This is a genomic window from Syntrophaceae bacterium (assembly GCA_013177825.1).
GTDB lineage: Bacteria > Desulfobacterota > Syntrophia > Syntrophales > PHBD01 > PHBD01.
Genome location: JABLXX010000008.1, coordinates 61801 through 84913 on the forward strand (window position 1 = coordinate 61801; position 23113 = coordinate 84913).

General features: G+C 56.2%; 22 protein-coding genes. 8 read left to right on the forward strand and 14 right to left on the reverse strand.

Annotated features, from left to right (window positions below; genetic code table 11):
* The first annotated feature begins 148 nt into the window (after positions 1–148).
* The 4 genes from HPY65_15420 to HPY65_15435 all read left to right on the forward strand — a co-directional run bounded on the left by HPY65_15420 (position 149) and on the right by HPY65_15435 (position 5326).
* Entirely contained in the window at positions 149–1618 is a 1470-nt protein-coding gene (locus tag HPY65_15420; protein NPU85865.1) for a sigma 54-interacting transcriptional regulator, read from the forward strand.
* A gap of 141 nt (positions 1619–1759) precedes the next feature.
* The gene (locus tag HPY65_15425) at positions 1760–2257 is read left to right on the forward strand and encodes an SH3 domain-containing protein (protein ID NPU85866.1); all 498 of its coding nucleotides are present in this window, start codon (positions 1760–1762) and stop codon (positions 2255–2257) included.
* Complete coding sequence (locus HPY65_15430) at positions 2254–3168, forward strand: M48 family metalloprotease (protein NPU85867.1); 915 nt, start codon at positions 2254–2256, stop codon at positions 3166–3168. Before HPY65_15425 ends, HPY65_15430 begins: the two co-directional genes overlap by 4 nt.
* Before the next feature lie 10 nt (positions 3169–3178).
* Complete coding sequence (locus HPY65_15435; protein NPU85868.1) at positions 3179–5326, forward strand: adenylate/guanylate cyclase domain-containing protein; 2148 nt, start codon at positions 3179–3181, stop codon at positions 5324–5326.
* A 238-nt stretch (positions 5327–5564) separates the two neighbouring features.
* Here HPY65_15435 and HPY65_15440 read toward each other — a convergent pair whose 3' ends face one another.
* The 14 genes from HPY65_15440 to sppA form a co-directional block, all read right to left on the reverse strand.
* The gene (locus tag HPY65_15440; GenBank protein NPU85869.1) at positions 5565–6491 is read right to left on the reverse strand and encodes a sulfurtransferase; all 927 of its coding nucleotides are present in this window, start codon (positions 6489–6491) and stop codon (positions 5565–5567) included.
* A gap of 212 nt (positions 6492–6703) precedes the next feature.
* Positions 6704–7099, reverse strand: coding sequence for a hypothetical protein (locus HPY65_15445; protein ID NPU85870.1), 396 nt, complete (start codon positions 7097–7099; stop codon positions 6704–6706).
* Positions 7100–7259: 160 nt separating this feature from the next.
* The gene (locus tag HPY65_15450) at positions 7260–8054 is read right to left on the reverse strand and encodes an EcsC family protein (GenBank protein ID NPU85871.1); all 795 of its coding nucleotides are present in this window, start codon (positions 8052–8054) and stop codon (positions 7260–7262) included.
* Positions 8055–8099: 45 nt separating this feature from the next.
* The gene (locus HPY65_15455; GenBank protein ID NPU85872.1) at positions 8100–9173 is read right to left on the reverse strand and encodes an HD domain-containing protein; all 1074 of its coding nucleotides are present in this window, start codon (positions 9171–9173) and stop codon (positions 8100–8102) included.
* A 267-nt stretch (positions 9174–9440) separates the two neighbouring features.
* On the reverse strand, positions 9441–10427 hold the full coding sequence (locus HPY65_15460; GenBank protein ID NPU85873.1) for a hypothetical protein: 987 nt from the start codon (positions 10425–10427) through the stop codon (positions 9441–9443).
* Between the two features lie 187 nt (positions 10428–10614).
* Entirely contained in the window at positions 10615–10887 is a 273-nt protein-coding gene (locus HPY65_15465) for a hypothetical protein (protein ID NPU85874.1), read from the reverse strand.
* Between the two features lie 46 nt (positions 10888–10933).
* Complete coding sequence (locus HPY65_15470) at positions 10934–13228, reverse strand: hypothetical protein (protein NPU85875.1); 2295 nt, start codon at positions 13226–13228, stop codon at positions 10934–10936.
* Between the two features lie 246 nt (positions 13229–13474).
* Positions 13475–15301, reverse strand: coding sequence for an alpha/beta hydrolase (locus tag HPY65_15475; protein ID NPU85876.1), 1827 nt, complete (start codon positions 15299–15301; stop codon positions 13475–13477).
* Between the two features lie 460 nt (positions 15302–15761).
* Positions 15762–16103: a DsrE family protein gene (locus tag HPY65_15480; protein NPU85877.1), complete on the reverse strand. Its 342-nt coding sequence runs from the start codon at positions 16101–16103 to the stop codon at positions 15762–15764.
* A gap of 38 nt (positions 16104–16141) precedes the next feature.
* Entirely contained in the window at positions 16142–16744 is a 603-nt protein-coding gene (locus tag HPY65_15485) for an oxidoreductase (protein ID NPU85878.1), read from the reverse strand.
* Between the two features lie 36 nt (positions 16745–16780).
* Entirely contained in the window at positions 16781–17500 is a 720-nt protein-coding gene (locus HPY65_15490) for an HAD family hydrolase (GenBank protein ID NPU85879.1), read from the reverse strand.
* A gap of 43 nt (positions 17501–17543) precedes the next feature.
* Complete coding sequence (locus HPY65_15495) at positions 17544–17741, reverse strand: DUF2892 domain-containing protein (protein ID NPU85880.1); 198 nt, start codon at positions 17739–17741, stop codon at positions 17544–17546.
* Positions 17742–17854: 113 nt separating this feature from the next.
* Complete coding sequence (locus tag HPY65_15500; protein NPU85881.1) at positions 17855–18886, reverse strand: TIGR00730 family Rossman fold protein; 1032 nt, start codon at positions 18884–18886, stop codon at positions 17855–17857.
* Positions 18887–18973: 87 nt separating this feature from the next.
* A complete protein-coding gene (gene sppA / locus HPY65_15505) occupies positions 18974–19960 on the reverse strand; it encodes a signal peptide peptidase SppA (protein ID NPU85882.1) in 987 nt (328 codons plus the stop codon).
* Positions 19961–20103: 143 nt separating this feature from the next.
* On the opposite strand from sppA, the gene HPY65_15510 reads away from it, so the two are divergent.
* The 4 genes from HPY65_15510 (at position 20104) to HPY65_15525 (ending at position 22948) form a co-directional block, all read left to right on the forward strand.
* Positions 20104–20727, forward strand: a complete 624-nt coding sequence (locus HPY65_15510) for a MarC family protein (GenBank protein NPU85883.1) — start codon at positions 20104–20106, stop codon at positions 20725–20727.
* Between the two features lie 437 nt (positions 20728–21164).
* Positions 21165–22313 carry an acyl-CoA dehydrogenase gene (locus tag HPY65_15515; protein NPU85884.1) on the forward strand — a complete coding sequence of 383 codons (1149 nt, stop codon included), beginning with the start codon at positions 21165–21167 and terminating at the stop codon, positions 22311–22313.
* 226 nt (positions 22314–22539) lie between these two features.
* Positions 22540–22779: a hypothetical protein gene (locus HPY65_15520; GenBank protein NPU85885.1), complete on the forward strand. Its 240-nt coding sequence runs from the start codon at positions 22540–22542 to the stop codon at positions 22777–22779.
* Positions 22760–22948 (forward strand): hypothetical protein, encoded by a 189-nt coding sequence (locus HPY65_15525; protein ID NPU85886.1) that lies wholly within the window; start codon positions 22760–22762, stop codon positions 22946–22948. The genes HPY65_15520 and HPY65_15525 overlap by 20 nt, the downstream gene beginning before the upstream one ends.
* Positions 22949–23113: the final 165 nt, after the last annotated feature.

Genomic DNA, 23113 nt, shown 5'->3' on the forward strand with positions numbered 1-23113 from the left:
TTTTGCTGCCTCGAAGAGGTCCCGGGAGCACCAATCATACCATCATCACATGCCATTGATATTATTAGATATTAAAATTGATACGCCCTTGCATTGTTCAAATGTGTTTACTTTTGTCTTTATTTGTCTTAATCGGTTCAGGAACGTCATGAGGAGTGATATTGTGCACGGAAAACAAATACCTGTAGACGTCTATGCCTATCTGCCGGAGATCCTGGACTCCGTCTCGGACGCCGTCGTTATCGTCGACGTCGAACCTGAGCCCCACCTCGTTCTGATCAACAAGCTGGCCTGTGAAATCCTCAAAATTAAGGCGGAAGACTGGCTCGGGAAATCGCGGAGCGAGTATATCGGCGGGCTCATAGACCGGTCTCTCATCAACGACAGCCTTCGGGAAGGCAAAGAGACCATGGGCCTCATCCATACAAAAGACGGCGTGGAGGTGCTGTCGAGAACCCGCCCCGTTTTCGACGCCAACGGGAAACTGAAATTTGCCATCGTAACGACGATGACCCTGAAGGAGCTCTTCGGCCTCAAGTCAAAACTGGAAAAGGAGCGCTACGAAAAAGAGAAATACCGCCAGGAGGTCGAGCACCTCCGCCGGTATGTTATGGCGGCGAACGATCACATTTTTCAGCGGGAGGGGACGAAAAGCCAGATCGAGTTTGTGAAAAAGGTTGCGCCCGTGGACTGCACGGTCCTGATCATGGGGGAGTCCGGGGTCGGCAAGGAAGTGCTGGCCAAGACGATCCACACCAACAGTCCCCGGGCGGATATGCCTTTTGTCCCCGTCAGCATACCGGCCATTCCCGAGAATCTGCTGGAGGCGGAGCTGTTCGGATACGAGGAAGGCGCTTTTACCGGATCGAGGCGGGGGGGAAAAACGGGCCTGTTCGAGATGGCCCAGGGAGGGACACTGTTTCTGGATGAAGTGGGCGACATTCCTCCCGTTACACAGGTCAAGATTCTGCGGGCCATCGACAATGGTGAAATCATCCGGGTCGGCGGGACGAAAAGCATAAAACTGGATGTGCGGATCATTTCGGCGACCAACAAGAACATGGCGGAGGAAGTGAAGGAGGGCCGGTTCCGCGGCGATCTCTTTTACCGACTCAATGTCGTTCCTTTCATCATCCATCCTCTCCGCGAGCGGAGGGAAATCATCATCCCCCTGAGCGTGGAATTTCTGAAAGTGAATAATCTGAAATACGGATTCGACAAGAAAATCACGGAAGAAGCCCTTGAGGAGCTCAGGAGGCATTCCTGGCCGGGAAACATCCGCGAACTGAAAAACGTCGTCGAGCGGCTGACCATCATGAGCGACAGTCAGGTCATCACCGATTCAAACGTCCGGGAGATTCTTTCCACCACGGAAGAAGGACAGGGTGTGCTTCTGGGCCTCAACAAGTATCCCGCTGTGCCCGAGGCATCGCCGGGCGTCGTCTCCATCATGAGCGAATACGAATCCTACGAGCAGTCCAGGATCCTCGAAGCCCTCAAGCAGGCGGGCGGCAGCAGGACCAAGGCGGCCAGGATTCTGAACATCTCTCGCACCAAGCTGTATCAGAAGCTGAAAAAAAACTCTTCCTCCATCGAGCCGGCCAAACGGACGTCCTGACCATATCCGCCGGAAGCACTGCACCGGCGCGGAGTCTCGAATGTTGTGGCCAGTAAATCGTTGACGGACAAGATGTTCTTGCCCTATGCTTCTCCGGCGATAAGGCAGCTTTTTGCCATAGCTTGCGGAAAGGAGGGTAAAATGCGTCGTTATACTTTTTTGGCGATATGCCTCTTCGTTCTGGGCGTCTTCTTGATGAACGCCGCGGTGGCCGCGCAGAAGGCAATGAGCGTTCAGGTCAAGGAGAGCCAGTTGAGGGCGACACCGTCCCATCTTGGTAAAATCGTGGCCAAGGTATCCTACGGTGACCGGGTGACGGTGATCGAGGAGCAGGGCGACTGGAAAAAAGTGTCGCTCAACAGAAAAGCGCAGGGATGGATTCACAACTCGGCCCTGTCGACCAAGCAGATTGCCCTGAGGGCCGGCAGCAGCGGCGGCTCCTCCGTTTCCGGTGGCGAGATCGCCCTCGCCGGCAAGGGGTTCAACAAAGAAGTGGAAGCCCAGTACCGCCAGAACAACAAAAATCTCGATTACGCCTGGATCAACCGCATGGAGACCTACAGTGTATCTCCGAGGCAGATGGACGATTTTATCAAAGTCGGTCGTCTGACCCCCGACGCTGAAGGAGGCAAGCCATGAAGAACCTCATTTGGCGGACAGCGTCGATCTCCCTGATATTCCTCTTTTTCATCGGTTGCGCGGGGATGGATGCGGTAACCGGTGTGGCCACGGACGTGGGCGTGGCAACGGGGACGATCAGCAAGCAGCAGGGGCAGTCGATCAAGAAAAGCACGAAGGCCGTGGCGAAAAGCCTGGAGGAGTTTACGCCGGAACAGGAATACTATATCGGACGGACCGTCGGTGCGGTTGTGCTCGACAAGTACAGGCCTCTGTCGAATACAAGGGCCAACACCTATCTCAACATCCTGGGCCAGACGCTGTCGCAGTTTTCGGATACGCCGGAACTCTTCGCCGGTTACCATTTCCTGGTGCTCGACTCCGACGATATCAATGCCTTTGCCACGCCGGGCGGACACGTTTTCATCACCCGAGGCCTGATCCGCTGCTGCAAATCGGAAGACGCGCTGGCGGCCGTCGTGGCGCATGAGATCGGCCACATCCAGCTCCGGCACGGCATGAAGGCCATCGAAAAGGCGCGGACGACGGAAGCCCTCACCATCCTGGCGCAGGAGGGGGCGAAATCCTTCGGCTCCCGGGAAGTCGCCCAGCTGACGACCGCCTTTGGCGGCGTGATATCCGACATCACCAACACCATGATCAACAACGGCTATTCCCGAGCCTACGAATACCAGGCCGACGCGGCGGCGGTGACCATTCTCCGGCGGGCGGGCTATAGTCCCGGCGCACTCCGGGAGATGCTGGAGGTCATGGCCAGACAGATCAAGCCCGGCGGAACCGATTTTGCCAAGACGCATCCGTCACCGGAAAATCGGATTGCCGAGTTGAAGGATGGCGGAAAGCCTTTTTCCGCGGACGAAACGCCGAACGCCCGAAAATCCAGATTTGCCAAGGCAATGAGCCGTCTGTAGGATCCGGGAAATGTCTTTCGGAGAATTGCTCCGGCGCAGCAAGCTTGTACAGGGAATTGCGGCGGGCGTCATCGGCGCCCTGACTGCCTTTCTCCTTTTCTTCCCGGGCTGGCTTGACCGCTGGGAGGCGAAGACGTGGGACTGGCGGGTCAACCTGCTGGCCGGCCCGTCGCCCGCCACTCCGAAGATCCGGCTGATCCTGCTCGACCAGAACAGCCTGGACTGGGCCAAGAACGAAAACGGCCTGTCCTGGCCGTGGCCGCGCGAGGTGTACGGCGCGATCGTCCAGTTCTGCCGGCGAACGGGCGTGCGTTCGCTGGCTTTCGACGTTCTCTTTACGGAACCTTCCAAATACGGCGTGGCGGACGATCAGGCCTTCGCCTCCGCAATCGGCGGCTTCAGGCACTTTGTCGGGTCCGTCTTTCTAAGCCGGACGGGGGGCAGCGAGAAAAGCTGGCCAGCCTTCGCCTCCACGCCGGGACTGAACATCCGGGGACTCGATCCATGGCTGGCTGAGACCGGACACGCCGCCTTTCCCCGGGCGACCTTTCCCGTACCGGAGATATCGTCCGCTTCCGGCATCCTGGCCAATGTACAGCACGATCCGGATTTCGACGCCGTCTATCGCCGGGCGGCGCTGTTCGAGGTTTTTGACGGCAAGGCCCTGCCTTCGCTTGCCCTGGCGAGTTACCTGATATCCCACCCGGGAACCCCTATGGCCATTTCTCCGGGACGCCTCCGGGTCGGGGACCGTGAAATCCCCATCGACGCCAGGGGAAAAGCGATCCTCAATTTCCGCGGTCCCTCGGGAACCCACAAGGCCTACAACGCCGCAGCGGTCATCCAGAGCGAACTGAGGCTTCAGAACGGGGAAAAACCCGTCATCGAAAACCTGGAAGAATTCAAGGACGCCTACGTCCTGTTCGGCTTTTCAGCCCCCGGCCTTTTCGATCTTCGCCCTACTCCCGTCTCCGGCGTCTATCCCGGCGTTGAGATCTCCGCCACGATGCTCGACAACCTGCTGGCCGGCGATTTCATGCGGCCTGTCTCCACGGTCACGGTGGTCGTCCTGACCTTGCTCGTCGCCCTTCTGGCGGGCATGGCGACCTCTTCGGCGTCCGGCATCGCGAGAAGCATCCTGGTCTATGCCCTCTTCATCTGCGCCCCCGTGATCCTTTGTGTCGTTGCCTACCGGATGGGACTCTGGCTGCCGCTGATGGTTCAGATGGCTGCCGTCGTCGTCACGCTTTTCAGCGCGGGCCTGATTTATTACACCACCGAAGGACGCCAGAAGGTTTTCATCAAAAACGCCTTCAAGCAGTACCTGAGCCCGGAGGTGATCGAGCAGATCATCGCGCACCCCGACCGCCTGAAGCTGGGCGGCGAGCGGCGCATGCTCTCCATCTTCTTCTCGGACCTGGAAGGGTTCACCACCATCTCGGAAGGCCTGGATCCGGAGGCGCTCACGAATCTGCTCAACGTGTACCTGTCGGCCATGACCGACATTATCCACGAGGAAGGCGGCACCGTGGATAAATACGAGGGCGACGCGATCATCGCCTTCTGGAACGCGCCGCTCGAACAGCCGGATCACGCCGTCCGCTGTGTCCGGGCCGCGCTCCGCTGCCAGGCCAAACTGGCGGAAATGCGGCCGGGCTTCAAGAAAAGCATGGGCAAGGACCTGAGAATGCGCATCGGCATCAACAGCGGATTTGCCGTCGTGGGCAACATGGGCTCCAGCACCCGCTTCGACTACACGATGATCGGGGACGCCGTGAACCTGGCGGCCCGCCTGGAAGGAATCAACAAGCAGTTCGGAACCTACACGATGATCTCGCAGACCACGAACGAGGAGATGGCCGGCGCCTTCCCGGTGCGGGAAATTTCCCGGGTCGCCGTGGTCGGCCGCCGCGAGCCCGTAGTGGTTTATGAACCGTACCTGCCGGGGGCCCCCGATGAACGGAAGCAATCGCTTCCGGCCCGCTTCTCGGAAGCACTTGCCCTCTTCTACAAAGGTGAGTTTGAGAGTGCCAAGGCAGGGTTTTCCAGCCTCGAACAGGATGACGCCGTATCGCGCGCCTATGTCCGGAAATGCGGCGAACTTATGGAAAAACCGCCGGAAGACTGGAACGGTGTCTGGGTGATCACGTCGAAATGACAGCCCTGCCCCGGCTATCTTCCACGCCCGCCGGATGGAACCGTCCCGAACGATGCCTGTGCCGGATTGAGAGAAACCCCGCCTCCCTCGGGAAGCGGGGTTTCCATGCGTTCGCCCTCCGGCCGCGGCGGAGCCGATTTCCGTAAAGCACAGCCCCTGCCTGAACGCCCGCCTGTATTGCCGGTTACATCAACTTCTTCGGTCCATGATCCCGTCGTTCTTCAACCCGGCTCCATCATCAGGGCTCAACCTTTGCGTTCGGGTCTTTAGACCACTCCTGCATGGAGCCGTCGTAGTTCCGGGCATTCCTGTATCCGAGCACTTCATGCAGAATGAACCACCAGGCGCTGGCCACCCGTCCCGTGTCGCAGTATACGATGATCTCACGGGAGAGATCGCTTCCGACCACGCCGGACGCCATATTTTTCAGCTGCGGCGTGTCTTTGAACGTATAGCAGCATGTTTCAAGATGTTCGCCCGGCGGATACTTGTCGAAGACCTGTGCGGTCGGGAGATTGACCGCTCCCGCGATTCTTCCTGCCTTCGGGACGAAGGGAAGCTTGTTCTTGCCATTGAAGAAGTCCGGCTCCCGTACATCCACAATCAGGGCCTTGCCCATCCGGCTCGCCACGTAATCTTTTGTAGCCAAGAGGTTTTTGTTGAATTTTCCCTTGTAAGGCTTTGCCTTGGGTCTAACAAAATCCGCCGACAGGGGCCGTTTTTCCCGGATGCTCCACTTGGTGTACCCTCCGTTCAGGACACCAACGGTCTCGACCCCGGCATACTTGAGGGTCCAGGCAACCCGGGCTGTGTTGACCCGGTCAGGACCCGATTCCGTTATGCCGGCGACGACAACCACCGAATCGGGGCTGATGCCCGCGGAACTCAACGCATCGACGAGTTCGTCATCCGGGGGGATCTGGTTGTCGAGGTCGCCCCTTTTCGTCGCCCACATCCCGTAGAACGCGCTGATTGCACCTGGAATGTGGCCCGACCGATAGTCTTCAACCTTGCGTATATCGAGGATGATCAAATTCGGATTTCCGAGATTCTGCTGGAGCCAGTCGGTCGACACCATCGGGGAAAACGCCTGGGCAAACGCCGCCAGGGGCAGCAAGAGGAAGACGATTACGACAACGGGCACAAATGCGCGCTTTTTCATCATGGCCTCCTTCCTGTTTGAGGGGATTGTGTCCGGACAGGGATTTACGATCAACTCGAAAACCGTTTTTTACCCGTTAATCTTTTGTTTCCAATTCTTTACTTTTGCCGCTGCAGTTCTCAGCGATGCGTGTCGCCCCGTCTCTTCCCCGACGACAAAAGCGTCTGCCGGGTTTTGACAACGTGTGTATACTTCTCTGCGTATCACGCGTCCTTTCAGGGGGTCACCTCAATGGTGCATCCGCCGCCGTCGATCCATTCCCGGGCGGTTTTGTAAGACTTCCCTGCCCTCGCCCTGTAACAGGCGTTGCTGCACATGTCGGCCACCTGCGTCACGGTCTTTTCGACCAGCGCGTCCGGCGCGTCGCCCGGCTTCTGCTGCCGGAGAGCCCCTTTTGTCTCCGGAGAAGTCAGGACCTTTGCGATTTCCGTGCAGGTCTTCATCGTCGCCGCCGCGGTCGCCTGACATTGAGCGATGATTTCAAAGACCGCCTGGCAGGCTTGCGTTCTCAGGTCCTGTGGGCTGTTCTCCGCACGGACAGGCGTGGGGCACAACAGAATCAGAAGGACGAAAAGCTTCACGGCATAGGCATTTTGCAATCGCTTCTTCATCGATTCTCCTCCTCTGAAAGTCCGATTTTCCTCAGAGTATCAACGCCAAGGCATTGTTTCGACGCAGATCACGGGGTCCCGGTGGAAAAGATTTCCATGTCCGCGATTCCTTTTCCGCTTTCAGGTCATAGACAGAAAGAGGGCAGATTTGTAATCCGGCTTATGGTTTCGATCCGCGTTGATTCATCTTTTCATAGCTTATCTCAACACGGTCCGTCCCGTATTTTCTCTCCAGGCTCCGGATGATGAAATGGCCCCTGGCCACGTTCTGAAAGTGGTCGATGAAAATCGTGTTGATCAGGGCGCCCCCGGCTGCGCCGATGATCGGCACGGCGGAGGCGGCGACCTTCTGCGATACCGTAACTCCAAACCTGGAGGTAAGGGTGGCGATCAGCCGGATCAGCGCCGGCGCCCCTTCTTCGGCAATCCCCTTCTCGACGATATACTTTGCCGCTTCCGACACCTGCTTCGCCAGAAGCGTCTTCACGGCATAGTATCCGCTTTCCGTTGAGTCGTCTTTCCCGGCCCCCCCCCCCAGTGCAAAGACCTCCAGGCAGGCCAGCCTTGTCTCCACAAGCCGGACGTCCTCGCCTTCGCTCTGTGCAATGTCGGCAATGGAGCGAAACATGATGACGGTCGTGGCGGGCAGCTCGATCGCCAGGGCGGGAAGCCCGAAGGCGCCTCCGATCCCTCCGGAAGCGACCGCGAGAATTTTGTGGAGCGTGTCTCTGGATGCCTTCCTCCCGCCGCGGTCGATGGTTTTGACCGCAACGTCGAGGGCGTGGCTTAACGATTTTCGGGTGATTGCCTGAATGGCGCCCATCCATTTCGGAGGCAGATGGTCGAATGCTTTCTCGAAGGGCATCCCGATGACATTGGTCAGCCTGGCGGCGAGACCGGGATTTTCGAGAAGGTCTATTGCGTATCTCAGGCGGCGACTATCTTCCGGCGTCATGATCACCTTCCTTCCACCCGAAGATAAACCAGATTCAGCCGGAAGTCATCCCTCCAGTCGCACACTGCCGAGAAACACGATAAATTTCTGGAGCAGATCCCTGTCGAAGCATCGCCTCATTCCCAGATCGCGATCATCCTGCTCCTGCTCGTCCTTCCTTCCCTCCTCCTCCTCCGGCGCTCCTATCATGATCCTCACCGCCTTCATGGGCGGCGTGGGATCCTTGTAAGGCCTGCGCGACGTCATGGCGTCGAACACGTCGACAATCCTGAGCACACGGGCCAGGGTGTTTATGTTCGTCCCCTCCAGGCTCATGGGATACCCGCCGCCCTGGAAATCCTCATGGTGATGCAGCACTGCCTTTTTGACGAACATGGGGACGTCCGTATCGATCAGCATGGCCAGGCCGTTGAGGGGATGGCGTTTCATGATTTCCCACTCCACCTCGTCGAGGGGACCGTTTTTTGAAAGTATTTCGTGAGAGACAAAGGCTTTTCCGATATCGTGCATCAGGGCGCCGACGCCACACTGACGCAGTATTTCCATTTTTTGGGTCTCATCGAATGCCTGATACCCCGGAACGACCTGCTCCAGAATACCCTGGTTATGCTGCAGGAACGCCACGGTAAACCAGAAGACCTTGGTGGCGTGTTCATATGTCTGGTAGTCATGCCCGATCATTTTCGCCAAAGCGTTGATGGATCTTGCTTCCCTGATGAATTTCAGGGAGTTTTCAATCAAATGCTTCGTCCGCAGGAGATCGGAGTCACCCATTGTACCCAACCCGTAGGACGTTTCAAAGGCGCCCTTGACGACATTGGTGGAAACCCGGGTGAATATCTCCGCCTTCTGTTCATCCGGCGTCGATTGATTCTCAAGAATATTACCCAGATTGGTTTCAAGATACTGTTCGTATTTGAAATGTTCATCGAGGTTGACAAACACCTCTTTGGTCTCGTTCTCGGAAAGCCGGTCAAGCTGTTCCGAGCTGACGTTGTTGCCTTTCAGCGCCCAGAGGACATATTTCCCCTGCGCCGTGAGGACGTAAATGCTGAAATCCGGCAACGTTCCGGGGATGATCGCACCCGGAGGGATGGCCATGTACCTGCCTTTGTTCATGGGACACGCTCTTCTCTCTTTGCCCTTTTCACATAAATGAAGGAAATTCGAAAGGTTGAATTATCCTGATTGATCCACGCTCATCTGCGCCAAGCATCGTACGTGAACCGATTCAATCTTATATTCGGCATTTTTCACGAATATCTGTAACAGACCTCATGGGAACAGAACAAGAGACTCGTGAGGAATAGGTCTATAAACTCAATGCGATGAAGAAGATAAGAGCATCCTGGCTTTCTCTGCTCTTCCTTGAAGAGCGGAGGACGATCATGGGGCGAACGACATGCTTAAGCCCCATGATAAGCCGCTGAATACATTTGATTTAACGTAGGATATCCCGATACCTGCCCAGCCGAGCATCCACCGGCCTTTCATATCTCCCACCACGAGACGGCCGCCCAGCGTGTATACGGCACTGCTGTCCAGCCCTGCGCGAAGATCATCTCCCAAGATACCGGCGGAAACGGAATATCCCGTATGCAGGGGAAAGCCGAACATTTTCAGGGGCAGCCTGACGTCCAGGTCGGCATTGTTATCCCAGTACGATGAGTTGCCTGAAATCCTGATATAATTGGATGATGTTGCAATATCCCTGGTCTTGAACCAGCTGTAACGGGAGGTTAGAGTCAGTATCCATTTTTCCGCAAATTTCTTCTTATATTGAACATCCACGGACGGGACAAACGATACGGTGTCGACATACCAGTCGACAAGATGCCTGTCGTATTGTCGCTTCAACTCGATCCCTGCCGGCGTAACCGCGTGGAACGAGCTTTTTGTCTGCGAATAGATCATACCAAAGGTCGGGCCGATACTGAACGTGTCCGTCAGAAGAATTCTGACTCCTGCCTCGATTCCTATTGCGTAGGAGGCATATTTTTCATCATTGCCGACCAGCAGGGGGGTGTCTGAAAAATTGTTTTTGGCCTCGGAATATCCTATGCATCCGCCAAGAAGCGGAAGCCATCTCAGCCCGGTATCGCCAATCGGTTTTGGTTCGCCTGGAGTTCCACGTCCTCCGAATTTCGTGATGCTCAACGTCGATCCGTTCGTGTCGAAGTTATAGAATCCACCTGAAATCCCGTCTTCACCGTCCAGAATGGCAACGGTTTCGACCCTGGTGCCCACCATCTTGTTGAAATTGTCCAGTTGTGACTGAAGCACGGGAGCAGCAGCCGGAACAGGCAAGACGAGAGAAAAGAAGGCCACCGGAACGAGAAGGCAGACGATCAGGAATATCCGGGTAATCTTCATTTTTTTCCAAATCATGAAAGGGATTTGGCGAAGGTAACGGCAGGCCCCCCGTGACTGACCGCGGGATGCCACTTTGGAACACAAGACCGGTTGCTTCACCGGTACCGATTCGTTGTATCGATGAAGGCCGTTGAATCATGATAAAAAGGCAGGATCATTTCTGATCCTGCCTTCCAGGGACTTCCCGTCACTTCACGCGGAATGCGCCGGACGGGATCTTGTCTTCAGGCGCATAGACATAGCCCCTTATTTCCATGCATTCGCGGAGTCTCTGGTTTATCATGTCCGTGTTGCCGGCCTGGCCCATGTCCCTGCTGTAAGTCACGGCGGCCTCTTCGCACTCGAACTTGTCGACCTTCGCCGCACGCATGTCTTTTCTGGTGTTGTACCAGTACATGCTTTGCGGTGCGCAGCCCGACACGATAAACACCAGGATCAACAGGATGGTCAGTTTTTTCATATCGTGAGCACCTCCTCCATGGTTGTATTGTTCGCCGCTGCAGTTGTCATTTACAGCCTTCAGCCGGTACGCCTGGATGAAGCTCGTTCCTGGATTTTCCCCATCCCATTACGGCACTCGACGCCGCAGACGAGCACTGGGGTTGCGTGACACCGGAATCCAGGTTCAAGAAGCCGTTGGAATACTTGGCCTGGCAGGTCATTGTCTTCGTGGCATCTGAGCAGGTCGTGGTCATCCTGACCGTATCGCCTTCTTTCAGAAACAGTTCGATCGGGTTGGGGCCTGCATACGCTGTCTCGGCATTGTTGTTGATGCTGACGCGGGTCTTGAAGTCACTTCCGGCATAAATAATGAACTTCGAGACCCCCTCCTGCTTCGGTGTGCAGGCCGACGGGTTCGGTCGTGCAAAACCGAGCTGGCGGACGTTGCCGGTGCTCCAGATGATGCTGCAATTGTTGTCTTTGCAGGCTGGACTGCTGTCGTCATCCGGTTTGAGTCCGATTGCCGGATCATACGTTGCCTTGCAGGAGACCTGTGTAAGACTGTCGCATTCGTTGTTGATGATCAGCTTGTAACCGGCGTCCAGATAGAGGTCGATCTCTTTCGTGTCTACATTGAACGCAAAGGTCTGCTTGGCCGAATCCGGAGAGGTGATCACAACCGATCCGGATGTCTTGCTCGTCAGGAATTTGAATTTCCGTCCGGTCTGTCCGTCCGGTTTGCATACCGACGGGTCGGGCGGGCCTAGCTGGAGGGCTCCCTTGGCGTAGACGAATCCGCTCAGGGGGTCGGCACAGTCGGGATTGTCCTTCGAGGGATTCAGCTTCCCAGTTGTGGCGTCATAGATGGTTTTACAGATAATCATCTGTTTCGGATCCTGGGGAAGGTACGAGGTGATTGTAACCTGATCCTTATCCTTCAGGGCTTTCAGTATGGAATGGTCTCCAAAGATATCAACGGCCTTCCCGTCGTTCACAGCGATTTTGCCTTTCACGCTCTTGTCCGGATTGATGGAGAATGCATATGCATCGCCGTTGGTGCTCCGGGGGCGTGGCCCGATTGTGATAAGGAAGGATTGACCCGCCTTGCTGGCGCAGCTCGTCAGGCTGTCGTCGTCATGGTATTGCCAGGTGTAGGCCTTGGGGATGCGATCGTGGATGGCCGTCACGTACGGCTTGTACCGATCGGGCCAGCCCGAGCACGAGGGAACGGATTTCTTGCCCAGGGGATCGCAAACGCGCTGATTCAAGGCAAGTTTGTCCTCTGTTCCGTTCTTGAGAATGTATGGATTGAATGGAGAGCAGCCACTGGAGTTGATCGTGACCTTCGTACCATCCGGACTCGTCAGGGTATAGCTGTTCTCACACCGAGGAAGCGTGATTTTGGCATTCTGCTCGGCCGTGCACTGATTGCCGCAGCCGCAGATCTTGTCGGCGGGCGATGCGCACTTTGCCGCGAGGGTGTAATAGTCCTGTTCGTAAAGATACCCCGGGTTGTCATACCGATACTGCATATAGGGGCCAAGACAGACGCCGTTGACGGTCGGCCAGGGGCATCCCGGCAGTTGTCCGACGGCGAGGATCTGGCACTTTTCCGGGTCTGTCGCGGGATCGCAGTTCTCCTTCTTCGATCCCCCCAGGAGCCCGCAGTTCGGGTCGTTCGACTGGATCATGACCGGGAAGTTGTAGCCGTCGACATAACTGACGTCATACCAGGTGACACCCAGCGGCGACTTGACCGGATCGATATTGGAATCGAAATTGAACTCCGCGAGCGAAGACGGTTCGGCGCCGACGGTACACGCCATCTTGCCGCATGTTTTTCCTGCCTCGCAGCAGTTCCCTTCCCGGCACTGACCGGTCGTGGTATCGCATCCGGCGCGAAAGATGAAGCGGCCGTTGAAATGCCTGTCCACGCACATGCTTCTTATCCCGTTCGGATTCAGCTGCCAGTTTGTCCAACCGTCGGGAGACGCCATGCCGCTCGATGCCGTTGCATCCCAGTATCCGATCCAGACGGTCTCGTCGCTGCCGTTTTTGAACGATATGGAGTATTTGCCGTCTTTCGTGCAAGGATCTTCGTCGTCCTTTGCAACGACCGGCTTCGCGGTCTTTGACTGGGGTGTGGCTACTTCGAGGCACTCCTTCAGGTGCTGATCGTACAAATCCTGATTACCAGATTTGCCCATATTCTTGGTGAACGCCGCCGCTTTCTGCTGGCAGTCGAAAAGGATCTTGCGCGTAGCCATCGTGTCGGTCTCCGCAAGTGCGGCAACCGGTAAAAGCATCAGATAAAGCAGAATCAGCATCATCGCTACACGAGGGGACTTCTTTACCGGCATGTTGCTTCCTCCTTTGCTGTTTCAATATGGGTCAGTTTCATATACGGATGAAATCATTTATGATTATCCCCCGCCCGAATATGATAAGGTCGTACTTCCCATCGCTGAATGCCTGGCAGCGGCCATGCAGGAAACGGCTTCGACCATTCAATAGGGTTTGGCAGTGCAACCATGAATGGAGCCCTGCTCTTACAAAAAGAAGCGAGATCCCGGGCCATGGAAGAGTCTCTTGCCACGTCGCCCGCCTTATTTCGTGATGAGCCTGAAAGGCGGCGGCGGTGTAAATTCGCCCGGTTTGACGGAGACCTTCGCGGTATAAAGTTCGCAACCGTCAGCGTGAATGGCCAGGGTATAATCTCCGGCAGGAAGATCAAAGAATACAAAGCCGTTCCGGGAGAGATAATCCTTCGACGAAAGAAACGTCTTCAGCACTTCCTTTTCGCTCATGCCGTCCGAAGGGATGAGCGAGCGCCTGATCCCCATTCCTTCAAGGGTGACGGAGCGGACTTTGTGTTTCCCGGACAGTTCCAGAAAGTATCCCCAGTAGCTGTCGGCAGCCCCGGCAGCGGCCGTAATGATACCGGCAACCATGCCCTGGGGGATCAGGGTGTAACGGACATCGGTGATCTTCCCGGCATTGATGGACACGGGAAGATTTGCCGGCTCGGATTTGAAACCCAGCGCGCAGAGGGTCGCTTCGTAATCGCCGGGCAGGATCGCCCCGGTTTCCTGCCTCAGCGTCGAAGGATTCAGCTTGAATTGCGTTTCCTGGGCGTCTCCTTTCGCGGGTACGAGTACCAGCGACATCTGCAGGGGGATCGTCGTATCCGGTGGGCGAAAGCTGTGCCGGACATCGACATATCCGCGGGAGGAGGTCATGTTCTTCTTGATGTTGGCTTCCGTCGATTCCGCGATTGCCTCGTACTGTTGAAAGACTTCAGGACTGCTGAGAATGCTGATGTGATCTTCGTTGAAGCCCATTACCTTCAGTGCATCGGCCTGTGCTCTCGGGTCGAGCATGCTTTCCAGCGTCACGGTGTTGTCGTTGTTCTCACGAAAAAGACTCCCCCCACCCTTGTGACCGAAGAAGAGGTAATATCGGATATGGTCGGGGATTTTCCTGGAAAAGACATGGCGGATGAAATCGCTGTTCGGCTCCATGTCTTTCCAGCTGGGGATGACAGCGGGAGAGTTTTCTACGCCGGTTTTCGCTCTTTTTTCACCGTTCCAGGGCGTCGAGATCGAGAGGAAGAGCTTCACGCTCCGGTTGTGCAGATCCTTCTCGATCAGGGCCGACCGGGAAACCAGGCCGCCCATGCTGTGAGCCACGACGAACAATTGATCGAAATTGTATTTCCCGTAGAGATCGTACAGCTTCTTTCTCAGGAAAAAAGATGTCGTTTCAAGCCGGGCCCCCGAAGGATAATGAAATATCCAGGGCTGATAACGGGAACGGTCCAGGGCCTTTAGGAAATACTTCCAGTCCTGCGGGGAACCCGCTGCGCCATGGACAAAAAGCACCGGTATTTTTTGGGGATTGTAAGGTTCAAGAAAATATATGCTGCAGCCGGTATATTGAAACGAATCCAGGGGCTCCCAGAACGCCTTCTCTCCCTGTTCCGCGGAGAAGGAGGGATCGTCCAGATCGGCGAGTGCGCCTGCCGACGTTGAATGCTTTCTCTTTCCGCCGGAATATAATGTCAGGGGACCGGCGAACGGAGGAACATGCTGTGCACCATCCGGTGAGATCTCGAAGTCGAGTCCCCATGCGACTCCTCCTGCCTGAGGTGAGAGGGGGGCTCCCTTTCCATAATGACCCGCCCATTCTCCCGGATCATAGGCATAATTGCCGTTGGCGTCTTCGAATGCAAAAATCCGGTATCGCCCCTGCCGAACGAGGAGTTCGTAAGGCCCGGGCTCCGACAGCACGGTGTAATCGCCGACGGAAAGGCGGCCGTCGTCCATGCTGTAGGCGATTGCGAAGACTGGTTTTGTGATGGGGGATCTGCTGACGATTTCACCGAAAAGGAGGGAAGAATCTTTCGAAAACTGAACATCCTCCCTTACCTTCACGAGCGCACAGCCGCTTAAAAAACAAGCGGTTAAAAGAATCGCCAGTGTACATCCGAATCGCCTCATTCGAAGACCCAATAGACGTAGTTCACAGCATTCACATGAAAAATCAATTCGCACGGGCACTGCTGCCTTCAGTAAAAGCATGCTTAAGCATAATAAATGCCAAGACGGCCAATGACCTGATCAGCCATTTGTGATCGAATGACTGGAACATGCGAGCGACAGGACAACACGTGGAGACCGGAACCGATTAGACTCCAACTTGTCTTTATCACTTACGTAATTACAACAGGAGCGGGCAGGGGACGACTCAGGCGAGATAATGACGATCACAGATTATCTGTGTAATCGCACGAATTTGACCGACCGCAACGTCAACGAAATGACTGCGTCAAGATCGGGACGTTAACGGATTTTGTTGAAGAGATAAGCCAAAGGTAACGGATACCCGTTGTCACTAGAATGTCAGTATGTGTTCGCCTTTCTTGATATAATCCGTCAAAGGCATCCCCATATATTTCACTTCGATCCCAAGATTCTCAAGAGAGCTTGAAACGCCATATTGATCTGAACACGCTTTACAGGCTTCCAGTTTAATCCCTTCCGCTTTCATTTCAGCGATCTTCTGTTGCAATTCGGCATCCTCACTCAGCAATTTCGATGAAGGGCCCCAGACGATTAACGTGACGGCATCCCACCACTTTTTCTTCTTTGCATTCAAGGTATACATAAACACCATTTTCGTCGCGACTTCCCTATCCCCGCTTGTCCAGAGAACGACCAATGAATCATTGTTCATCCTGATACCTCCTCGGGTCTTTAATATTAGGTGTTTGCTCAGATTGTCTTCAGGACCAACTTGTCCAGAGCAAGGCGCGGCCTTGCCCTGGGTGACTGATCGGGATGACCCACCGGCAAAAGCACCACCGGGTGGACGTTCTCATCCAGTGCCAACTCCATCTTTACTTTCTTGCGATCGAACCTTCCAAGCCAGCAACTGCCCAGCCCCAGATCGACGGCCTTCAGAACGATGTGCTCCACGGCGATCGCCACATTCATGGCAAGGTAGGCCTTGACCGCTTCCTCGTCCATGGCGGGGCTGACGGCGGCCGGGTCATTCATGTCGATATCCACCCCCTCGAAGACGCCTTCCTTCAGCAGTTCTCCGATACGCCCCTCCCTTGCCGCCATGGCCGTCAGGTCGGCGCAGCACACAAAGACAACCGCTGCCTTGACGATGAACTTGTAGGGCGTACACCGGCCGAGGGCCTCCTTCGCGGCAGCCGATTGTGCGACGACGAAGCGCGCGGGCTGGACGTTTGACCCCGAAGGGGCAAGCCTGGCGGCATCCAGGAGCAGGCGGACGGTATCAGCCGATATATCCTCGTCCCTGAATTTTCGTATGCTCCTCCGTGATGCGATAACGTCTGACAGTTCCACTGTGGCACCTCCCGTGTTCGGATCATAACGGAATGCCTATTCTCTGCCCGTTCCGAGAAACCACTTCCCGAACTCGACCAGGGTCCCTCTCGCAGGAGTATCAACGGCCTTCCTCGATTCAGTCGCATTATTGACCCAGTAAACCTGCAGACCGGCCTTCATCGCAGGCGCCATGTCGTTGCCCCAATCGTCGCCCACCATGATGCATTCTTCCGGACGCCGTCCGATGAGTCCGACAATCTCCCGGTAATAATTGGGATTCGGTTTGGCAGAGTGCATCGTTTCGTAAGATGTGACCAGCTTGAAAGGAAAATCGGAGACATCAGCCCATTCCATCCGCTGCCGGATCGCCGTCTCGGGAAAGATTGGATTCGTGGCGATGACCACGTCACACCCTGTATCGAGAGCAGCCTGGATGGCCGCGCGGGCCGAAGGGTTGGGACGGGTGAGCGATCGGAGAGTGCCATACGGCTTCGCATAGAATTCGTCGAAGAGATGCATCATTTCTTCCGCCGTCCGTCCGACCCTCGGGAAGAAATGATCGATGAACACCTGCCGGTTCGTCAGAGCAGGGTCAGCGTTTTGAATCATCGCAGAGGTTGCATGAAAGAGCGCGGACACGAATTCCTTCGGGGGAACCAGATGTGCCATATGCGGGGTCAGCAATCCAAAATACTCTCTCACAAAACGGTGCATGTCGTTTTCCAGGAGCGTGTCGTCCAGATCGAACAGAACCGCACGAATCGTTTTGCTCACGGCAGGAAGCCTTTTCTTCTATCTTACGGATGATCCATTCCGGTTAGACTGTTTTCCTGATTCCCAGCATTTTATAGAGCGGGCAGTGTCCCGAGGCTACGCTCGAGAGAAGCATGCCGGCAAGGACGGCAAGGACGAGACCCGTGATTCCCGTCACCCACCCCGCGATATTGGCGACAATGAAAAGAACCGCGATCAAGAGCCGAACGATCCTGTCGATGGTACCCACGTTTCGATCCATGTGCAATCCTTCCCCCGGCGTTGCCGGATATTCCATTTTTGCCCGACAAGACACGGTTGTATAAGCCCGGCGATCGCCATTGGAGAGCGTGGCGATTCCTACCGCTTCTCCAATTAGAAACTGTTGATGACCTGGATCATCTGCCGGAGCCGGCCGTAATCGCGCCTGTTGAATTCGAAGGCGATGCGCGGGTACTCCAGGTCCGATCCATCCTCCCGCTCTTCGGGCGTCGGCTCGATCCGCTGCACCCTCCCCCGGCTGATGATGTCCTGGAAGTCGATGTTGAGCCCGTCGATTGCATGATCGGTAGGAGCGAATTCCATCCGGATGACAAGGAGGTCTTTCACGAACCGCATGGAGTGGAAATTGCGGTAGAAGCGGGTGATGGTTCTAACCGCGGCTTCCACGTCGTCCACCATCTCGTAAAGCTCGAAATCATCCCGGGAAATGAACTGGTTTCTCAGCAGATGTTCACGGATATGTTTGTCCCAGGTTTTCCAGTAGGTCCCTCCCGGCCGATCGATCAGAACCAGCGGCATGAGGCGGCTCTTCCCTGTCTGCATCAACGTGATGGCTTCATAGCATTCGTCCAGGGTGCCGAAGCCGCCGGGGAAAAGGACGATGGCATCGGAATGGCGCATAAACGTCAGTTTTCGAGTGAAGAAGTATTTGAAGGTGATGAGCTTGCTGTCTCTTTCGATAACGGGATTGGCATTCTGTTCCCAGGGAAGACGGATGTTGGCGCCAAAGCTTTTTTCGCTGCCGGCGCCCTCGTGTCCGGCCTGCATGATGCCGGGACCGGCGCCGGTGATGACCATCCAGCCCTCCTCGGCAATGCGCCGCGCAAACTCAACGGCCTGCCGATACTCCGGTTTGCTCGGTTGGGTTCGAGCGGACCCGAACAGAGTCACCTTGCGCGTATCGGCATAGGGGGCAAACAGTTTGAAGGCGTAGCGCAGTTCCCGGATCGCCGTTTGAACGACGCGAACATCACCACGGTGCTCCACGTCCGTGAGGAGCTTCAGGGCACTTTCGACGATATCGGCCACCAGGTCCGAGTTGTATCCGCCACCTTGAAGATCGATCAGTTCCTGAATCCGCTTCTTCAGTTCCGGAGCCCCCGGGCTTCGATTTCTTTTTCCCATATCTGTTCCTGACTTGTCTTTCTCTCAACGAGCGGCATTGCAAATTGTTTGCGGGCATATGCTGCGAACGCCGCTTCCTGTGCGCGGTTACCGTTCCCCCCCAATCGCCCCCGGCCAGAGGTAGTAGAATCCCGTCGTCAGGTTCAGGATCTCCGGCAGCTCGACGTTGATCAAGGAAAGCTTTGACCCTCCGGCCGCGGCCGTCGCGATGTTGTAGAGATTGTCGTCGGGATACTCTTCGCGGCGATACACCACGACCCGGGCGTCATCCGGCAGGCCGGCCAGCTTTTTCGTTTCTTTCACGGCATCGCTCAGGTAGCCGATCCGGTCGATCATGCCCGCTTTCAGTGCCTCCTCGGCCAGGAAGATCCGGGCCGTGGACATATCCGCCAGCGCCTGCGGATCCAGTTTGCGGTGCTTCCTGACCAGCGAAACGAAGCGATCTCCGAGGCGGTCGACGGTCGCCTGAAGGAGTTTCTGCTCTTCCGCCGTACTCTCCCGGAAGGGTGAGCCCATGTCCTTGTTCTTTCCGAACTTCTGCACATCCACGCCCAGGCCGATCTTTCCCATCAGTCCCATGGCTTTGGGCTGGATGAAAATGACGCCCACCGAACCCGTCAAGGTGGTCGGATGCGCCATGATCAAGTCGGCCGGCAAGGACAGGTAGTATCCGCCTGAGGTTGCCATATCCATCATGGCGGAGACGACCTTCGCCGACGTCCTTTGCTTGTAGGCCGATATCTCGTGATACAGGATGTCACTGGCTGTGATGGTGCCTCCCGGCGTGTTGACCTTGAACAGGACCGCCTTGATGCGCTTGTCCTTCTCGGCCTTCCTCAACTGGGAGACAACCTCCTGGACCAGGCTCGGATTGCTGGTGATCAGGCCCTCTCTGGGACTGTCGGAAATCAGCCCCCTGACGGGGATCAGCAGGATCTTGTCCGCGCCGGCACCTTCGATGGTGAACTCCTTCAGGGGATCCTTCGCGTCCGGGAAAAGCTTGACCTGGGGGCCCACACAGGCAGTGAGCAGAACCAGGGCCAGCAGGGCCGCAATGAGATAAAATCGTTTCATTTCATCCTCCTTTTCGAGTGATCTTGCGCAGGCAGCGGCCCCCCGTCGGGGCCCGTCGCCTGCCCATGCTTTTTTCTGGCCTGCTCTTCTGAAATGATCTAGGTTGTGCCCGTGTTTGCAGACCCTGTCACCGGAGTATAGGATTGTTAAAGCATATTATCGAAGCTGCTGTCATCTTCATTGTTGTCATCGACCCGATCGGCACCGTTCCTCTTTTTCTGACCGCTACCCAGGGCAGAACCGCCATCGAACAGCGACGCATCGCCGCCAAGGCCATTGTCATCTCGGCCGTTATCCTCATCTTCTTCATCGCCCTGGGACAAATCCTTTTCGACTATCTGGGCATCGGGCTTCATGCATTCCGCGTTGCCGGCGGCCTCGTGCTTCTCCTGGTCTCGCTGAGGATGATTCTGGCGGCGGAGGTGGAGGGTATCCACCTGGATGAAAAAGACAAAAGCAGGCCGCCGGCGGGCGATCCCGCAGTCTTTCCCATCGCCATGCCCTATATCGCCGGGCCGGGAACGATCATGGCCGTCGTCCTGCAGACCGACAACGATCTTTATGCGCCGCAGGAACAGGCCGTGATTGCGTGCGTACTTCTGGCGGCCCTTGCCCTTACCTGGCTGACGCTGCTGAGCGCCTCGTTCTTTCAGAAATGGCTGGGGAAAACGGGCATCGACGTCGTGACGCGCGTCATGGGGGTGATCCTGGCCGCCCTGGCCGTCCAGACCATCCTGATGGGCATCAGCGGGTATTTCAAGATATAGCTCTGCCGGGAGCCGTTCATTCTTCCTTTCTCTCCCCTGCCCCGGTCATGCGTTTGAGATTGATCTCGCAAACAAAATGAGATCCTTTCGTCGAGATCCCGTTTAACCCTGGGGAATCAGGACCGCAGGGTGAATCCGGACCGGTTGCCGGTCCAATCCGTACCGCCCATCCATCCTCCGGGATACATTCAGCTAACTCCAGACACAGCAGGCCGTATTCCTACTGAAAAGGCCGCGGTGGATGAATATCAGCCGGATCAGAGGGAATTGCCCGGACACCACCCCATGAAACGGAATCGGGGATGACCCCCTAAGCCGCCATTATCAAAAGGATCATGATAACGGTAAACATGAACCGCCCGCACAGGGAGTCTGGCAGATTCATTGCTTGCATCTTTATCGGGTAAATTCCCCACATCTGAAAAAGGAGCCGTTTCATGGATTACAACGTTTTTCATCCGGAGCATCAGCAATTCAGGGAGCAGATTCGGCGTTTTCTGGCAGACAGGGTGACGCCGTATGCGGAGGAATGGGCAAGGGAGCGCCGGATTCCACGGGAGGTCTGGCAGGAAATGGGACGTCTGGGTTTCCTTGGATTCTGCTATGACCCGGCGTACGGAGGCTCCGGAGCGGATGAGCTGTACCGCGTCGTGCTGAACGAGGAGATGGCCCGCAGCGGCGCCGGCGGCTTCTGTCTCGCCGTGACCGGCCATAACGACATGTCCACGACGTACATCAATCTCCTGGGCTCCCACGAGCAGAAACAAAAGTGGCTGGCCCCCTGCATCGCCGGTGAAAAGGTCTGCGCCATCGCCGTCACCGAGCCCGGCGCCGGCTCCGACGTGTCAGGGCTGACGACGCGGGCGGAGCGCGTCGGCGACCGCTACCTGATCAACGGCCAGAAGACGTTCATCACCAACGGGCATTACGGAGACGTTCTCGTCACGGCGGTCAAAACGGACATGAAGGCCAATCCGCCCCACAAGGGAATTTCGCTGTTCGTCGTCGAGAAGGGAACGCCCGGAATCACGTCGCGCAAGCTTGAAAAGATCGGGGCGCATGCCTCCGACACGGCGGAGATCTTCTTCGATCAGGTGGAAGTGCCCGCGGAAAATCTCCTCGGCGCCGAGGGACACGGATTCTACGCGATCATGGCTAATTTCCAGATGGAGCGGCTGGCTATCGGGGTGCTGTGCGTGGCGACAGCCCAGCACATACTGGACAAGGTCCTGGATCACGTCCGTCAGAGGGTGGCATTCGGGAAGCCCATCGCAAAATTCCAGGTGGTCCGGCACAAACTGGCGGACATGGCAACGGCGATCGAGCTGAACCGCGCCCTGGCGTACCAGTGCGCCCTTCAGTATTCAAAGGGGGCCGACGTAACAAAGGAAATCTCCATGCTGAAGGCCTCCGCAGCGGAAATGGTCAACCGGATCGCCTACGATGCCACCCAGTTGTACGGCGGATACGGTTTCATGGCCGAATACGAAGTGGCGCGCCTGTACACGGATCTGCGGCCGGTCAGCATCGCCGGAGGAACCACGGAGATCATGAAGGACATCATCGGCCGCCTGATGGGCCTGTAACGGGATGGGAAAAAGGGGAGTCCACCTGCCTCCCCCCTCGGTTTTCCCTTCCATCATCCGGCTGCCTCTGCCCGCCGCCGCTTGCCTCCCCTTCCCCATGCACCGGCCATGGCCGGCTCGGGCCCAAGCCCCACAGCGCCCCGCCAATACGATCAAAATTCATGCTCTTTTCGAACTCCTTATGGTAAAAGGTTCCTGACCAATACAACCGAGGAGGGAGGCAGCCATGGACGTTCGGGATATGAAAGGCAATCCGGGAATGTGGGAAAAATTGTCGTGGGCGGATCTGAGCAGCAAAGAAAAAGAACTCTGGACTCTCCTCGGCTGGGAGGCGGACAAATGGGACAGAAATGAAGCGCCGCCAAGCACGGATAAATTTTGGAAAGACTTGAATTATCAGGAACGAACGGCCGCAGAGGGCCTCGGCTTCACGGAGAAGATATGGAATGGTTTTGAAGACGAATAACGAGGAGAGAACCGTGTTACGCCGAAACGAAATCATCACCGTAATCCTGGCCGTGGTCACGCCGAGCCTGTTTTTCACCGATCCGGCCTTCGCTGAACTTTCATGCAGCGATGTCAACCGCGACAATCCGGCTTATCATGAAAAGATTGTGAATATCTCAGTGAAATAGATGTATTATGCGGAACACGTGAATGATGCTGACAGATATGACGCCTGCCTAACCCTGCCATTGTGGTGACTAACATGGGCCGATGAATAAAAACCCCGCTTCCCGGACAGGTGCGGGGTTTCATTTATGTCGAAAAAGCATACGCAGCAATGGAGCATGCTGCAC